Here is a 15,191-nt window from a genome sequence, read left to right as displayed (position 1 = left end):
AGCCGTGTCGAATAGCCCTTAGGTCTCAGACAGGTTACGAAACGGCATCGGCGTTGTCCAACAGAAGACGCAAATTTAACAGGCAGCTCATATTTCGTTCCGTCGCCCGTCGCGCCGCGTGTCATCAGGCGACACCTGAACTGCCCTCCCGCCGGATGGGTACCAGGCGCAGCCGCGGTGCCAGGCCCACGTCGGCGAGCACCTCCAACGCTCGACGCTCGTCGTCCAGCAAGGTGTCGGGTACGCCCAGCAGAACACTCACGACGCAGTCCTGACAGCCCGGTCCGCGGACCGCGCAGTCGTCGCAGTCGATCTTCACCGTGCCCACGAATGGCTCCTCTCGGTCGGTGCGGTCCGCACGCTATCGGGAGGTACCGACAAGTCCTGCGCGCCCGCGTGGCAACCCGAAGCTGTCGGTGGGGTTTTCTACGGTCGACCCGTGAGCCAGCTCAGCTTCGCCGATGTCGATCGGCAGGCTGACGTCTCACTGCGCGACACCACGTTCGTCGTCGTCGACCTCGAGACCACCGGAGGCCGGGCCAGCGGCGACAACCACGACCAGATCACCGAGATCGGGGCGGTCAAGGTGCGCGGCGGCGTCGTGCTCGGCGAACTGGCGACGCTGGTGGACCCGGGCCGCAGCATCCCGCCGCAGATCGTGGCGCTCACCGGGATCACCACCGCGATGGTGTGCAACGCGCCGCGGATCGAGTCGGTGTTGCCGGCATTCCTGGAGTTCTCGCGCGGGGCCGTGCTGGTCGCCCACAACGCCGGATTCGACATCGGGTTCCTGCGGGCCGCCGCCGAACGCGCTCAGATCGCCTGGCCGCGGCCGCCGGTGCTGTGCACGGTCAAACTGGCCCGCCGGGTCCTCACCCGCGACGAGGCGCCCAGCGTGCGCCTCTCCGCGCTGGCCCGCTTGTTCGGCGCGAGCACCACCCCGACGCACCGCGCACTCGACGACGCGCGCGCCACGGTCGACGTGCTGCACGGGCTGATCGAGCGCGTGGGCAACCAGGGCGTGCACACGTACACGGAGTTGCGTTCGTACCTGCCCGACGTCACCCCGGCGCAGCGGCGCAACCGCCACCTCGCCGCCGCGCTGCCCCACCGGCCCGGCGTCTACCTGTTCCGCGGCCCCGGCGCCGAGGTGCTCTACGTCGGCACGGCCGTCAACCTGCGACGACGCGTCGGGCAGTACTTCAACGGCTCCGACTCGCGCACCCGCATCAAGGAGATGGCGTCGCTGGCCACCGCGGTCGACCACGTCGAGTGCGCGCACGATCTCGAGGCTGGCGTGCGCGAGCTGCGCCTGCTGGCCGCGCACGCCCCGCCCTACAACCGCCGGTCGAAGTTCCCGCACCGATGGTGGTGGATCACGTTGACCGGCGAGGCCTTTCCCCGCTTCTCGATCGTGCGCACCCCCAAGCACGACGCGGTGATCGGCCCGTTCCGCGCGCGTGCCGACGCCGTCGACACCGCCGCCCTGCTGGCTCGGTTCACCGGGGTGCGGACGTGCACCAACAAGCTGGGGCGCGCCGCGGTGCACGGCCCGGCCTGCCCCGACCGGGAGTTGTCGCCGTGCCCGGCACCCCGCGACGTGGGCGCCGACGAGTACGCGGAGACGGTCGCGCAGGCGGCCGACCTGATGGCCGGCCGCGACGGCCGGGCGCTGGCCGCGGTGCTGGCCCACGTCGCCGACCTCGCCGACCGCGGCCGCTACGAGACCGCGGCGCGACTACGCGATCACGCCGCCGGCGCGATCGACGGACTGTGGCGAGGCCAGCGACTGCGGGCGCTGGTCGCCGTCACCGAGTTGGTGGCGGCCCGCCCCGACGGCAGCGGCGGATGGCACCTCGCGGTGATCCGCAACGGCCAACTGGCCGCGGCGGGAAACGCGCCGCGCGGGGTTCCTCCGATGCCCGTTGTCGACGCGATTTGCGCAGGCGCACAGACCGTTCTGCTGTCGACGGCACCGTTGGGCGGCGCGCTGGTCGAGGAGACGGCACTGATCGCGCGGTGGCTGCACCAACCCGGGGTGCGTATCGTGCGCGCCGACGAGGGCTACTGGTCGCCTGCGCATGCAGCGGGCCGGTGGGCGGCGTGGGCCGCGTCGGCGCGCTCGGCGCGGCTCGCCGCCGACCAGGTCGAGAGGACAACCCGCTCAGGCTTTTTGAGTGAACCGCACCCAACGCGCGAGGAGCTGTTCGGCCGCCCCGGAGTCGATGGCCTCGGCCGCCTTGGCGAGCCCGCTCTCCCAGGCCGGCAACCATTTGGCGTCGCTGGCTAGGCCCGCGTGCGCCACCAACGCGCCCGCGGCGTTGAGGATCACGGCGTCGCGCACCGCCCCCGGCGCACCGCCGAGCACCGCGCGCACCGAGGCCGCGTTGGCCTCGGCGTCGCCACCGACCAGTTCGGAGATCTCGGCGCGCTTGAAGCCGAACGCGGCGGGGTCGAACTTCAGTTGCTCGACCGTGCCCGCCTGTACGCGCCAGATCGTGCTGGTTGTGGTGGTGGTGAGCTCGTCGAGACCGTCGTCGCCATGGACCACCAGCACGCTGGACCCGCGGGCCGCGAACACGCCGGCCATCACCTCGGCCAGGTCGGCCCATGCGCAGCCGACCAGCCCGGCCCGCGGCGCGGCCGGGTTGGTCAGCGGGCCGAGCAGGTTGAACACCGTCGGCACCCCGAGCTCGCGGCGCACCACGCCGGCGTGCCGGTACGACGGATGGAAGTGGGGCGCGAACGCGAACCCGATGCCGATCTCGGCGACGCTGCGCGCGACTTCGTCGGGACCCAGATCGATGCGCACCCCGAGCGCCTCGAGCGTGTCGGCGCCGCCGGACAGCGACGACGCGGCACGGTTCCCGTGCTTGATCACCGGCACGCCCGCGGCCGCGACGATGATGGCCGCCATCGTGGACAGGTTCTGGGTGTTGGCGCCGTCCCCGCCGGTCCCCACGACGTCGACGGTCGCGGTGCCGATCTCGTCGGTGGGGACACGGCGCGCGTGTTTGAGCATGATGTCGGCCAGCTCCGTCACCTCAGCCGACGTCGGGCGTTTCATCCGCATCGACACCCCGAAACCGGCGATCTGGGCAGGGGTGGCCGCGCCGGTCATGATCTGGTCCATCGCCCACGCCGCCTGGCCATTCTCCAGCGACTGACCGGTGGTGAGGCGGCCAAGGATCCGGGGCCAGGTGAAGGAATCGGGGTTTTTGGGAGAAGCCACCACGCGATTATTGACGAAACTGCGGACCCGGGTGGTGATCGACAACTACAAAGCGTCATACTTGCTCCTGTGACGAGCGCTGTAGGTACCTCCGGAACCGCAATCACGTCGCGAGTACATTCGCTGAACCGGCCGAACATGGTCAGTGTCGGCACCATCGTCTGGCTGTCCAGCGAGCTGATGTTCTTTGCTGGCCTGTTCGCGATGTACTTCACCGCGCGTTCGCAAGCGGCGGGCGAATGGCCGCCGCCGCCTACCGAGTTGAACCTCATGCAGGCCGTACCGGTCACGCTGGTTCTGATCGCCTCGTCGTTCACCTGCCAGATGGGCGTGTTCGCCGCCGAACGCGGCGACGTGTTCGGGCTGCGCCGCTGGTACACCCTCACCTTCGCGATGGGGTTGTTCTTCGTCCTCGGCCAGGGTTACGAGTACATCGAACTGGTCAAGCACGGCACCACCATCTCCAGCAGCGCCTACGGCTCGGTGTTCTACCTGGCCACGGGCTTCCACGGATTGCACGTGATCGGCGGCCTGGTCGCCTTCCTCATCCTGCTGGCCCGAACCCGGATGAGTAAGTTCACTCCGGCTCAGGCCACCGCCGCGATCGTGGTGTCGTACTACTGGCACTTTGTCGACATCGTCTGGATCGCATTGTTTGCCGTCATTTACTTCGTCCGTTGATCGGCTCGCCGATGAATCCGATGAGAAGGAGTTCGATGACCGACAAGTCGCGCCGTCGGCTACGCCGGCGCCTGTCAGGTGCTGTGCTGCTGCTGCTCGGACTGGGCGTCGCCGGCGGTCTCGCCGCGACCCTGACGCCCGCGCCGCAAGTCGCGGTCGCCGACGAATCGCAGTCGGCGCTGTTGCGCACGGGTAAGCAGCTGTTCGACACCTCGTGCGTGACCTGCCACGGCGTCAACCTCCAGGGTGTGCCCGACCGCGGGCCCAGCCTCATCGGCGTCGGCGAGGCGGCGGTCTACTTCCAGGTCTCCACCGGCCGCATGCCCGCGATGCGCGGCGAGGCGCAGGCCCCGGAGAAGCCCCCGCTGTTCGACGAGGCGCAGACCGACGCGCTCGGCGCCTACGTGCAGGCCAACGGCGGCGGCCCGGTCGTTCCGCGCGACGACAACGGACGCGTCGCACAGGAGTCGCTGCTGGGCGACAACGTCGCACGCGGCGGCGACCTGTTCCGGCTGAACTGCGCCTCGTGTCACAACTTCACCGGCAAGGGCGGCGCCCTGTCGTCGGGCAAGTACGCGCCCGACCTCGGCGCCGCCACGCCCGCGCAGATCTACACCGCGATGCTCACCGGCCCACAGAACATGCCGAAGTTCTCCGACCGGCAGCTGTCGCCGGATGAGAAGCGCGACATCGTCGCCTACGTCCGCGAGTCGGCGGAGTCACCGAGCTACGGCGGCTACGGCCTCGGCGGGTTCGGCCCGGCGCCCGAGGGCATGGCGGCCTGGATCATCGGCATGGTGGCCGTCATCGCCGCGGCCCTGTGGATCGGAGCGCGAGCATGAGCGAGCCGGGCAACGGCACCGAGAACACCCCGAAGGGCACCGACGCACCGGGTCAGGCCGGTGTGCCGGGTCAGCCCACCGACGCCGAACTGGCGGCGATGTCCCGCGAGGAGCTGGTCGAACTCGGCGGCAAACTCGACGGCGTCGAGATCGTCTACAAGGAGGATCGCTGGCCGGTCCCCGACACCAAGGCCGAGAAGCGCGCCAGCCGCGTGGTCTCGTACTGGCTTCTGCTGGGCGGCTTTTCGGGCCTGGCCCTGCTGCTGGTGTTCCTGTTCTGGCCGTGGGAGTACGTGCCCTACGGCGGCGAGGGCGAGCTGCTGTTCGCCCTGACCACGCCGCTCTACGGCTTGACGTTCGGGCTGTCGATCCTGGCGATCGGCATCGGTGCGGTGCTGTACCAGAAGAAGTTCATCCCCGAGGAGATCTCGATTCAGGAACGCCATGACGGCGCCTCCCCCGAGATTCACCGCAAGACGGTCGTGGCCAACCTGACCGACGCGCTGGAAGGCTCGACGATCAAGCGGCGCAAGCTGGTCGGCCTGTCGCTGGGCATCGGCCTCGGCGCGTTCGGCCTCGGCACGTTGGTGGCGTTCGCGGGCGGTCTGATCAAGAACCCGTGGAAACCCGTCGTCCAGACCGCCGAAGGCAAGAAGGCGGTGCTGTGGACGTCCGGATGGACGCCGCGGTACGAGGGCGAGACCATCTTCCTGGCCCGCTCCACCGGCAGCGGCACCTTCGTCAAGATGCGACCCGAGGACATCGACGCCGGCGGTATGGAGACGGTGTTCCCGTGGCGCGAATCCGACGGCGACGGAACCACTGTCGAGTCGCACCACCACCTCGCCGAGATCGCGATGGGTGTGCGCAATCCCGTCATGCTGATCAGAATCAAGGCGCAAGACCTGCCCAGGGTGGTCAAGCGCAAGGGTCAGGAGAGCTTCAACTTCGGCGACCTGTTCGCCTACACGAAGGTCTGCTCTCACCTGGGATGCCCCTCGTCGCTGTACGAGCAGCAGTCGTATCGCATCCTCTGCCCGTGCCACCAGTCGCAGTTCGACGCGTTGCACTTCGCTAAACCCATATTCGGCCCGGCTGCGCGCGCGTTGGCGCAGCTGCCCATCACCATCGACCAGGACGGGTACCTCGTCGCCAACGGCGACTTCATCGAACCCGTCGGGCCGGCCTTCTGGGAACGGAAAACAGCATGAGTCCGAAATTGCCGAAACCGCCGAACCTCGCCGAAGTCGCAGCGGGCCAAGGGAATGCGATTGATTCGCGCTACCACCCGTCCGCGGCGGTGCGACGCCAGCTGAACAAGGTGTTCCCGACCCACTGGTCCTTCCTGCTGGGCGAGATCGCGCTGTACAGCTTCATCGTGCTGCTGATCACCGGCGTGTACCTGACGCTGTTCTTCGACCCGTCGATGGCCGAGGTCACCTACGACGGCGTGTACCAGCCGCTGCGCGGTGTGCAGATGTCGAAGGCCTACGAGTCGACGCTCGACATCAGCTTCGAGATCCGCGGCGGACTGTTCGTCCGCCAGATACACCACTGGGCCGCACTGCTGTTCGCCGCGGCGATCATGGTGCACCTGGCCCGCATCTTCTTCACCGGCGCCTTCCGGCGCCCGCGTGAGGCGAACTGGGTGATCGGTGCGCTGCTGCTGATCCTGGCGATGTTCGAGGGCTACTTCGGTTACTCGCTGCCCGACGACCTGCTGTCCGGCATCGGACTGCGGGCCGCCCTCTCGTCGATCTCACTCGGCATGCCGGTGATCGGCACCTGGTTGCACTGGGCCCTGTTCGGCGGCGACTTCCCCTGCGGCGGCGTCGGTTACGAGTGTGCGACCGACGGATTCTGGATCCCCAGGATGTACGCACTGCACATCCTGCTGCTCCCGGGAATCATGTTGGCGCTCATCGGGCTTCATCTCGCGCTGGTGTGGTTCCAGAAGCACACCCAGTTCCCCGGCCCCGGCCGCACCGAGACCAACGTCGTCGGCGTGCGCGTCATGCCCGTGTTCGCGGTCAAGTCCGGCGCCTTCTTCGCCATGACCGTCGGCATCCTCGGTCTGATGGGCGGTCTTCTGACCATCAACCCGGTCTGGAATCTGGGGCCGTACAAGCCATCTCAGGTGTCGGCGGGTAGCCAGCCGGACTTCTACATGATGTGGACGGAGGGTGTGGCGCGTATCTTCCCGCCGTGGGAGCTCTACTTCGGCAACTACACAGTTCCGGCGTCCACCTGGGTGGCCTTGTTCATGGGCCTGGTGTTCATGCTGCTGATCGCCTACCCGTACATCGAGAAGAAGCTCACCGGCGACACCGCTCACCACAACCTGCTGCAGCGTCCGCGTGACGCCCCGGTGCGAACCGCGTTGGGGTCAGCGGCGATCGCGCTGTACATGCTGTTCACGCTGTGCGCGATGAACGACATCATCGCGCTGAAGTTCCACATCTCGCTGAACGCGACGACGTGGATCGGCCGCATCGGCATGGTGGTGCTGCCGGCGATCGTCTACTACATCGCCTACCGGTGGGCCGTCGGCCTCCAGCGCAGCGACCGGGAGGTGCTCGAACACGGCATCGAGACCGGCATCATCAAGCGGCTGCCGCACGGTGCCTACATCGAGCTGCACCAGCCGCTGGGTCCGGTGGACGAGCACGGTCATCCGATTCCGTTGGAGTACCAGGGCGCTGCCATCCCGAAGCGGATGAACAAGCTGGGCTCCGCGGGCGCGCCCGGCACCGGCAGCTTCCTCACGGCCGATCCGATCGAAGAGCACGACGCGCTGACCGCGGCTCTGCACGCCGGCGAGCGCAAGGCGCTCACCGCGCTGGCCGAGCACCAGGAGCGCAACGGCTCGTCGAACGGGCATGGCTCTCGCGAAGGAGACTCGTCCAACGGCCACCACTGAGGCAGCCGGCACCCTCGAAAAGTGCCTGCTGTAAAGGACTTACGCGCCCTGCTGATCGAGCAGGGCGCGTAGTTCTTTGAGGTAGAACCACGGCAGAACGGGCATGGCGAGCGTGACCAGAGCGGTCAACCCATAAAAGACCCAGGCCGCGACATTGCTGTCGACCGCCATCAGATAGGTGGCCACACCGATGGCCACCATGGCGACGCCGATCGCGCAGGCGATCGCCACGGCGCAGCGCAGCCCCAGCAGGTCGACGGCCGCGGACGCGGGCGTCGGCGCAGGCGTCGGCGCAGCCGCCTCGAGGGTGCGCTCCTGGCGCGGCGCCGCGTACGGCAACTTCTCCGTGGGCGGTGTCGGGTCGATCGGCCGCCCCCGGCCGGACGCCGCCGAGGCGGCCGGCGCGGGTCCGGCGGGTTGGGGCTGCGGCGATTCGGCCAGCGCGTCCCGGCGGGCGCGCAACAGCAGCGGAACCGCGCCGATGATCACCACGGCGGAGATCCCGATGACGGTGTAGAGCAGCCACGGCGTGCCGGCATCCCCGGACGACTCGGCCGGCCCTCGCCCGAGGTCGACCAGCGCGACCGTCGCGGCGACCCCGGTGCCGAGCGCCACCAGCCAGATCGCCGCGCACGAGCCGAGCAGGATGCGATCGGTGCGGTCGAGTTCGCGGGGATCCAGTGCCGGGGTCAACCGCGAGCGCCCCGACGCGTCCGTTTCGTATGTCATCAGCAGCTGGTCTGTGCGGCGTTGTTGGTGTTCGACGACAGCACCGTGCCGTCGCTCGTGGTTATCGAGCAGTTCAACCGGCTGACCAGGAACAGGCTCGACGCCTGCACCGAGCCGACCTCGGACTGCGAGATCGGTGTCACGGTCAGGGACCACGGAATGTAGACGTTGCGCTGGGTCCGGCTTCGGCCCGACGCGTCGATGTAGGTCACGGTGATGATGTCTCCCGGTGCTTTGGTTCCCGTCACCGAATAGGTGACCTGTCGCGGGCCCGAACGGGTCGTCGTGGGTGGTGGTGGCGCCGGCGGCGACGTGGTCTCCGGAGGCGGTGGCGGCGGTGGCGGTTCGGCCGGTGCGGGCGGCGGAGGCGGCTCCTGGGTCACCGTCACCGTTTCGGGCGGTGGCGGTGGTGGCTCTTCGCTCGGTGGAGGCGGCGGAGGCGGTGGCGGCGGCGTGGTGGTCGTGATCTCGTCCTGCACCGGGGGCGCCACGGTCGTGGTCGAGGTCTCGGGTGTTGCGAGGTTGTCGGTGTCGGTGCGGGTCACCAAGACCGAAACCGAGACCACCAGCGCGATGGCCGCGATGATGGCCGCCACGCCGACGACCCACGGCCACCGTGGCGGTGCGGGTTGGTCGACCGGTTCGGCCGGCTCGTAGTTGTCGTAGTCGTACAGCGACGAGTCGGCCGGTACATAGGGGCCCGCCGTGAACTGCTCGGACTCTGGCGCCGAATAGGCCCGCGAGTAGAAGTCGGTGTCGCTGCTATCGGGCGCGGGCTGGTCACCGCCGGTCTGGTTTGGTTCTTGACTCGGCTCCCGACTCGGAAAATCCGACCCTTCGTCATCCGGGGGATTCGGCCCGCTCATTTACGCCTATCCTTCTCGACTACTCAACCGGCGCGGCACGCCACAGACTCCCGGCTCAGCGGCGGCGACTGACCGTGCCTCGGCAACATTACCCAACGCCGTAACCGGGCGTGATCACCCGCCACGGTTCCCGCCGCAAGTGGTGGCCCGATTGTGACCTTGACTGTGGCCTTGGCCGTCCGCACCGAACGGCAGGGCAGCCGATTCGACGGTCAGTGCTTCTCGGGGCCGGTGTAGTACTCGAAGGTCAGGCCCGCAACCGTTGCGATCACGAAGCAGGCACCGGCCACGATGAGCCACGGCAGCCAGAGCGCCACACCGACCGCGGCGATCGAGGCCGACAGCGCGATCATCACCGGCCACCAGCTGTGCGGGCTGAAGAAACCCAGCTCACCTGCGCCGTCGCTGATCTCGGCGTCCTCGTAGTCCTCGGGTCGGGTGTCCAGGCGCCGTGCCACGAACCGGAAGAACGTGCCAGTGATCAGGGTCAGGCCGGCGGTCAACACCAGCGCGGTAGTGCCGGCCCACTCGATGCCGCCGTACTGGAACATCGCCGTCAGCACCGCGTAGACGACGGCAGCGAGAACGAAGAACGCGGTCAAGAACTCGAAAAGCCGGGCTTCGATATGCATGTGGTGTCCCTACTTGCTGGCCTGCGATAGCTGGGGCGCCAGTTCACCGCGACGGGTGTCGAACGGCTTCGTGGTGACGGCGGTCGGCGGCTGGTTGATCGCCTGCAGCGCCTGGGCGTTGGTCCTGCCGTCGATGCGCTGCTGCAGATAGGCCTTGAAGTCGTTGGGCTCCACCACGCGCAGTTCGAAGTTCATCATCGCGTGGTAGGTGCCGCACATCTCGGTGCACCGCCCGACGAACGCCCCGGTCTGGGTGATCTCGCTGATCTGGAAGGTGTTGTCGGAGTTGTTGGCCCGCGGGTTCGGCATCACGTCGCGCTTGAACAAAAACTCCGGCACCCAGAATCCGTGGATGACGTCGGCGGAGGCGATCTGGAACTCGATGCGCTTGCCGGACGGCACCACCAGCACCGGGATCTCCGAGGACGTACCGAGCGTCTCGACCTTGTCGAACGCCAGGTACGAGCGGTCCTGCGGGTGCTTGCCTGCGATCACGCCGAATGCCGGGTCGTGTGAACCGAATTCGCCGCCGTGCTCACCCTCCAGACCCTCGGGGCCGGACGCCACGGCAGCCGCGCGCTCGGGGTCGGCGCCGTCATAGGTGAGGGTGCCGTCGGAGAAGTTCACCGACTTATAGCCGAACTTCCAGTTCCACTGGAAGGCGGTGACGTCGACGACGACTTCGGGGTTGGACTCCTCGTGCAGCATCCTTTCCTGCACCACCACGGTGAAGTAGAACAGCACCGAGATGATCAGGAACGGTATGACGGTCAGCACCAGTTCCAGCGGCATGTTGTAGCCGAACTGGCGGGGCAGCTCGGTGTCGGTCTTCTTGGCCCGGTGGAACGCCGAGGACCAGAAGATGAGGCCCCAGACGATCGCGCCGACAACCAGCGAGGCGATTACCGAACCGATCCACAGTTCGCGGTTGACGTGCGCTTCGGGCGTGATGCCCTTCGGCCATCCCAGGCCCAGCACCTCCGACCAGCTGCAACCGCTGAGCAGCAACGCCGTAGCACCCAGGACGATTGACAGCGACGCGGTTCGCGCCACCGCCTTCAGCCCGCGAGGTGTCACGTTGGAGCCTCCTAGAAGTCAGTGACGCGCGACCGCGGTGCGGTCAATTTCTGGAGCGAATACTACGCAGCGTAGACCACGCCCGGGTGCAGGTCTCAACACACCTCACGATTAGGCATACTGGCGCCGTGTGCGGACTGCTGGCCCTGGTACGTGACCCGTCCGCTGACGTCTCCCCCGCGCTGATCGACGCGGTGTCCGGTGCGTCCCACCTCATGCGTCATCGCGGCCCCGACGAGCCCGGGACCTGGTCCGACGACCGCGTCGTGCTCGGGTTCAACCGGTTGTCGATCATCGACATCGCCCACAGCCACCAACCCCTGCGGTGGGGGCCGCCGGACACGCCCGACCGCTATGTGCTCGTGTTCAACGGCGAGATCTACAACTACCTCGAGCTACGCGAGGAACTGTCGGCCCGGCACGGCGTGACGTTCAACACCGACGGTGACGGCGAGACGATCATCGCGGCCTACCACCACTGGGGCACCGAGGCGCTGACCCGGCTGCGCGGCATGTTCGCCTTCGCGTTGTGGGACACCGTCGGCGGTGAGCTGTTCTGCGCCCGGGACCCGTTCGGCATCAAGCCGCTCTATCTGGCCACCGGCCCCGGCGGCACGGCGGTGGGCAGCGAGAAGAAGTGCCTGCTCGAGCTCGCCGACGAGCTGGGTCTCGACCTCGACATCGATCAGCGCGCCGTTCAGCACTACACGGTGCTGCAGTACGTGCCCGAACCCGAGACGCTGCACGTCGGGATCCGGCGGCTGGAGTCGGGTAGCTACGGGCGCGTGCGCCCCGGCGGTGAACTCGAGGTGACCCGCTACTTCCACCCGCGGTTCACCGCTGTGCCGTTCATACAGGGCCGCGAGCAGGAGCGCTACGACGAGATCACCGCGGTGCTCGAGGATTCGGTGGCCAAGCACATGCGGGCCGACGTGACAGTGGGCGCGTTCCTGTCCGGCGGCATCGACTCGACGGCGATCGCCGCGCTGGCCATGCGGCACAACCCGCGGTTGATCACGTTCACCACCGGATTCGAGCGGGAAGGTTTCTCCGAGGTCGACGTCGCGGTCGCCTCGGCGGAGGCGATCGGCGCCAGGCATGTGGCCAAGGTCGTCAGCCAGTCCGAGTTCGTCGCCGCGCTGCCCGAAATCGTCTGGTATCTCGACGAACCCGTGGCCGACCCGGCGCTGGTTCCGTTGTTCTTCATCGCCCGCGAAGCCCGCAAACACGTCAAGGTGGTGCTCTCCGGCGAGGGCGCCGACGAGTTGTTCGGCGGCTACACCATCTACCGGGAACCGTTGTCGCTGAAGCCGTTCGAATACCTGCCGCGGCCGCTGCGACGGTCGCTGGGGCGCGCGTCGCGACCGCTGCCCGAGGGGATGCGGGGCAAGAGCCTGCTGCACCGCGGTTCGCTCACGCTCGAGGAGCGTTACTACGGCAATGCGCGCAGCTTCTCCGACGAGCAACTGCGCGCGGTGCTTCCCGGCTTCCGCCAGGAGTGGACGCACACCGACGTGACCGCACCGGTGTACGCCGCGTCGCAGGGGTGGGACCCGGTCGCGCGCATGCAGCACGTCGACCTGTTCACCTGGTTGCGCGGCGACATCCTGGTCAAGGCGGACAAGATGACGATGGCGAACTCGCTCGAACTGCGGGTGCCCTTCCTGGACCCCGAGGTTTTCGCGGTCGCTTCCCGTCTGCCGTATGACCAGAAGATCACCAGGGCCACAACGAAGTTCGCATTACGGCGGGCATTGGAGCCGATCGTTCCCGAGCACGTGCTCAACCGGCCCAAGCTCGGCTTCCCCGTCCCGATCCGGCACTGGCTGCGGGCCGGCGACCTGCAGGACTGGGCGTACTCGATGGTCAGCTCGTCACAGGCCGGCGATCTGGTCGACCTGGCGACCGTTCGCGCCATGCTCGACGAACACCGCGACGGCACAAGCGATCACAGCCGCCGGTTGTGGACCGTGCTGATCTTCATGCTGTGGCACGCGATCTTCGTCGAGCACGCCATCACTCCGCAGATCGGCGAGCCGACCTACCCGGTGCAGCTCTAGCTACTTGAGCGCCTGCGATATCTCGGCGGCCGCTTCGTCGCCGTAGGCGTCGCCGAGGCGCTGAATCGCCTCGTTGCGGTCCCAGCCCCATTCCTGCGGGCCGGGCGCCTCAAACACGAGCACGGCCACCAGCGAGGCGAGCTGCGCCGAACGCTCCAGGTTCAGCCCGGCGCTGCGACCGGTCAGGAAGCCGGCACGGAACGCATCCCCGATACCGGTCGGATCGGCCTGGTGCTTCTCGGGCACCACCCCGACGTGAATGAAGGTGCCGTCCGAACTGACCAGGTCCACGCCCTTGGGGCCGAGGGTGGTGACGCGAATCCCGATCTGGCTCATCACCTGCGCCTCGCTCCAGCCTGACTTCTGCAGCAGCAGGTCCCACTCGTAGTCGTTGGTGAACAGGTACGTGGCACCGTCGATCAGCCTGCGGATCTCCTCACCGGAGAGCCGCGCCAGCTGCTGGGAGGGGTCGGCGGCGAAAGGCAGGCCGAGATTGCGGCACTCCTCGGTGTGCAGGAACATCGCCTCGGGGTCATTGGCACCGATGATCACCAGCTCAGGCGTACCGATCCGCTTCGTCAGATCGGCCAGCGAGATATTGCGCGCCTCCGACATCGCACCCGGATAGAACGACGCGATCTGCGCCATGGCGTCGTCGGTGGTGCAGACGAACCGGGCGGTGTAGGCGGTCTCGGAGACCAACACGCACTCGGTGTCGACACCGACGGCCTCCAGCCAGCTGCGGTAGTCGTCGAAGTCGCGCCCGACGGCGCCCACGAGTGCGACGTCACCGCCGAGCACACCGATCGCGAAGGCCATGTTGCCCGCGACGCCGCCGCGGTGCACGACGAGGTCGTCGACCAGGAAGCTGAGCGAGACTTTCTGCAGGTGTTCGGGGAGCAGCTGTTCGGAGAACTTTCCGGGGAACCGCATCAGATGGTCGGTTGCAATCGATCCGGTCACCGCAATTGTCACGAACTACACCCTTCATTTATTAAGTCGCCTAGGTATTCTAGTGCGCTAACCTGCGTACAAAAGCCCGCCAGCAACTGTAGACAGGCGCATTCCGACCCACATCTCGGGGGAGCAAATCTATGACCGGCCCGTACCCGCCCGAATACGGCGCTGGACCGACCGGCCCGCAAATGTATCCGCAATCACTTCCGTATCCGGAAAACGTGCCGTCGGCGTATCCGGGCATGCTGCCGCCGCCGGTGCCGTACCGGAAGAAGAAGCGCTGGCCGATCGTCCTGGCAGCGGTGGTGGCGGTCGCGTTGGTCGCAGCGGTCGTCGCGGTCATCGCCATGGCGGGCGGGGACGAGGAGCCGGCCAGTTCGAACGCGCTGAGCGAATCCTCGGCAACGGCGGCCATCCAGGACTACCTGGATGCGCTGACCAATGGTGACGACGAGACGGTCGCCCGCCACACCCTGTGTGGGCTGTTCGATGCGGTGAAGGAGAAGCGCTCGGATCTGGCGCTGGCGCGCCTGTCGGGTGACGCGTTCCGCAAGCAGTACAGGCAGGCCGAGGTGATATCGATCGACAAGATCGTCCAGCCCTCGCCCCATCAGGCGCAGGTGCTGTTCACCATGCGGGTGACGCCGGCAGGCGGATCGCGCCGAGGACAGAACGACACCCGGGAACAGCAGGCCGTCGCCCAGCTGTTGGCCCAAGACAACGAAATCCTGGTGTGTTCCTACCTGCCGCGCACGTCAGGTCAGTACTGACCGACCGGGTCAAAAATCAGTTGAACGAGTCGCCGCAGGCGCACGAGCCGGTGGCGTTGGGGTTGTCGATGGTGAAACCCTGCTTCTCGATCGTGTCGACGAAGTCGATGGTCGCGCCCTGCACATACGGGGCGCTCATCCGGTCCACCGTCAGGTTCACGCCGCCGAACTCCACGGACAGGTCGCCGTCGAGCGACCGGTCGTCGAAGAACAGGTTGTAGCGCAGTCCGGCACACCCACCCGGCTGCACGGCGATGCGCAGGGCGAGGTCGTCGCGGCCCTCCTGGTCCAGCAACGCCTTGGCCTTCGCGGCAGCGGCGTCGGTCAGGGTCACGCCGTGGGCGGCGGTCGCCGTCCCTGGAGTTCCTGCCGACTCTTCCTGAACTGTCATTACGTCTCCTGTAGGCCTCATTGTCGTGGCGCGT

General features: G+C 67.7%; 14 protein-coding genes and 1 pseudogene. 7 read left to right on the top strand and 8 right to left on the bottom strand.

What is annotated here, in order from left to right; genetic code table 11:
• Window positions 1–124 precede the first annotated feature (124 nt).
• A complete protein-coding gene (locus tag CEX88_RS10715) occupies window positions 125–328 on the bottom strand; it encodes a hypothetical protein (RefSeq protein ID WP_064349930.1) in 204 nt (67 codons plus the stop codon).
• A gap of 111 nt (window positions 329–439) precedes the next feature.
• Between CEX88_RS10715 and CEX88_RS10710 the strand changes: the two are divergent.
• Window positions 440–2,227 (top strand): annotated as a pseudogene (locus CEX88_RS10710) (DEDD exonuclease domain-containing protein); the annotation flags it as partial.
• On the opposite strand, the gene trpD reads toward CEX88_RS10710, so the two are convergent.
• On the bottom strand, window positions 2,165–3,232 hold the full coding sequence (gene trpD / locus CEX88_RS10705) for an anthranilate phosphoribosyltransferase (RefSeq protein WP_238382038.1): 1,068 nt from the start codon (window positions 3,230–3,232) through the stop codon (window positions 2,165–2,167). The pseudogene CEX88_RS10710 and the gene trpD sit on opposite strands and share 63 nt — an antisense overlap.
• 69 nt (window positions 3,233–3,301) lie before the next feature.
• Here trpD and ctaE point away from each other — a divergent pair, with 69 nt between their 5' ends.
• From ctaE to qcrB, 4 genes are read left to right on the top strand one after another with little or no spacing between them, the layout of a single operon-like run.
• On the top strand, window positions 3,302–3,913 hold the full coding sequence (gene ctaE / locus CEX88_RS10700; RefSeq protein WP_066842775.1) for an aa3-type cytochrome oxidase subunit III: 612 nt from the start codon (window positions 3,302–3,304) through the stop codon (window positions 3,911–3,913).
• Between the two features lie 11 nt (window positions 3,914–3,924).
• Entirely contained in the window at window positions 3,925–4,755 is an 831-nt protein-coding gene (gene qcrC / locus CEX88_RS10695; RefSeq protein WP_202931445.1) for a cytochrome bc1 complex diheme cytochrome c subunit, read from the top strand.
• Window positions 4,752–5,966 (top strand): cytochrome bc1 complex Rieske iron-sulfur subunit, encoded by a 1,215-nt coding sequence (gene qcrA / locus CEX88_RS10690; RefSeq protein WP_066808551.1) that lies wholly within the window; start codon window positions 4,752–4,754, stop codon window positions 5,964–5,966. The genes qcrC and qcrA overlap by 4 nt, the downstream gene beginning before the upstream one ends.
• Window positions 5,963–7,675, top strand: a complete 1,713-nt coding sequence (gene qcrB / locus CEX88_RS10685) for a cytochrome bc1 complex cytochrome b subunit (RefSeq protein WP_094293473.1) — start codon at window positions 5,963–5,965, stop codon at window positions 7,673–7,675. The genes qcrA and qcrB overlap by 4 nt, the downstream gene beginning before the upstream one ends.
• Before the next feature lie 39 nt (window positions 7,676–7,714).
• On the opposite strand, the gene CEX88_RS10680 is transcribed toward qcrB, so the two are convergent.
• From CEX88_RS10680 to ctaC, 4 genes are all read right to left on the bottom strand, one after another.
• Window positions 7,715–8,404 carry a DUF2561 family protein gene (locus CEX88_RS10680; protein WP_094293472.1) on the bottom strand — a complete coding sequence of 230 codons (690 nt, stop codon included), beginning with the start codon at window positions 8,402–8,404 and terminating at the stop codon, window positions 7,715–7,717.
• A complete protein-coding gene (locus CEX88_RS10675; RefSeq protein WP_094293471.1) occupies window positions 8,404–9,270 on the bottom strand; it encodes an MmpS family transport accessory protein in 867 nt (288 codons plus the stop codon). Before CEX88_RS10675 ends, CEX88_RS10680 begins: the two co-directional genes overlap by 1 nt.
• Before the next feature lie 212 nt (window positions 9,271–9,482).
• On the bottom strand, window positions 9,483–9,902 hold the full coding sequence (locus CEX88_RS10670; RefSeq protein ID WP_094293470.1) for a cytochrome c oxidase subunit 4: 420 nt from the start codon (window positions 9,900–9,902) through the stop codon (window positions 9,483–9,485).
• Window positions 9,903–9,911: 9 nt separating this feature from the next.
• Entirely contained in the window at window positions 9,912–10,979 is a 1,068-nt protein-coding gene (ctaC, locus tag CEX88_RS10665; RefSeq protein WP_094293469.1) for an aa3-type cytochrome oxidase subunit II, read from the bottom strand.
• 128 nt (window positions 10,980–11,107) lie between these two features.
• Here ctaC and asnB point away from each other — a divergent pair, with 128 nt between their 5' ends.
• Window positions 11,108–13,039 (top strand): asparagine synthase (glutamine-hydrolyzing), encoded by a 1,932-nt coding sequence (gene asnB / locus CEX88_RS10660; protein WP_094293468.1) that lies wholly within the window; start codon window positions 11,108–11,110, stop codon window positions 13,037–13,039.
• On the opposite strand, the gene CEX88_RS10655 is transcribed toward asnB, so the two are convergent.
• Complete coding sequence (locus CEX88_RS10655) at window positions 13,040–14,014, bottom strand: carbohydrate kinase family protein (protein WP_094293467.1); 975 nt, start codon at window positions 14,012–14,014, stop codon at window positions 13,040–13,042. It abuts the gene before it with no gap.
• A 119-nt stretch (window positions 14,015–14,133) separates the two neighbouring features.
• Between CEX88_RS10655 and CEX88_RS10650 the strand changes: the two genes are divergently transcribed.
• On the top strand, window positions 14,134–14,766 hold the full coding sequence (locus CEX88_RS10650) for an Rv0361 family membrane protein (protein ID WP_094293466.1): 633 nt from the start codon (window positions 14,134–14,136) through the stop codon (window positions 14,764–14,766).
• A gap of 16 nt (window positions 14,767–14,782) precedes the next feature.
• On the opposite strand, the gene CEX88_RS10645 is transcribed toward CEX88_RS10650, so the two are convergent.
• Entirely contained in the window at window positions 14,783–15,157 is a 375-nt protein-coding gene (locus tag CEX88_RS10645; protein ID WP_066842795.1) for a HesB/IscA family protein, read from the bottom strand.
• Between the last annotated feature and the right edge of the window lie 34 nt (window positions 15,158–15,191).

Origin of the sequence: Mycobacterium neumannii (genome assembly GCF_002245615.1) — a bacterium.
GTDB classification, from domain to species: domain Bacteria; phylum Actinomycetota; class Actinomycetes; order Mycobacteriales; family Mycobacteriaceae; genus Mycobacterium; species Mycobacterium neumannii_A.
The sequence above is the reverse complement of the archived record's forward strand: the minus strand, read 5'-3'. Positions and strand labels throughout refer to the sequence as shown.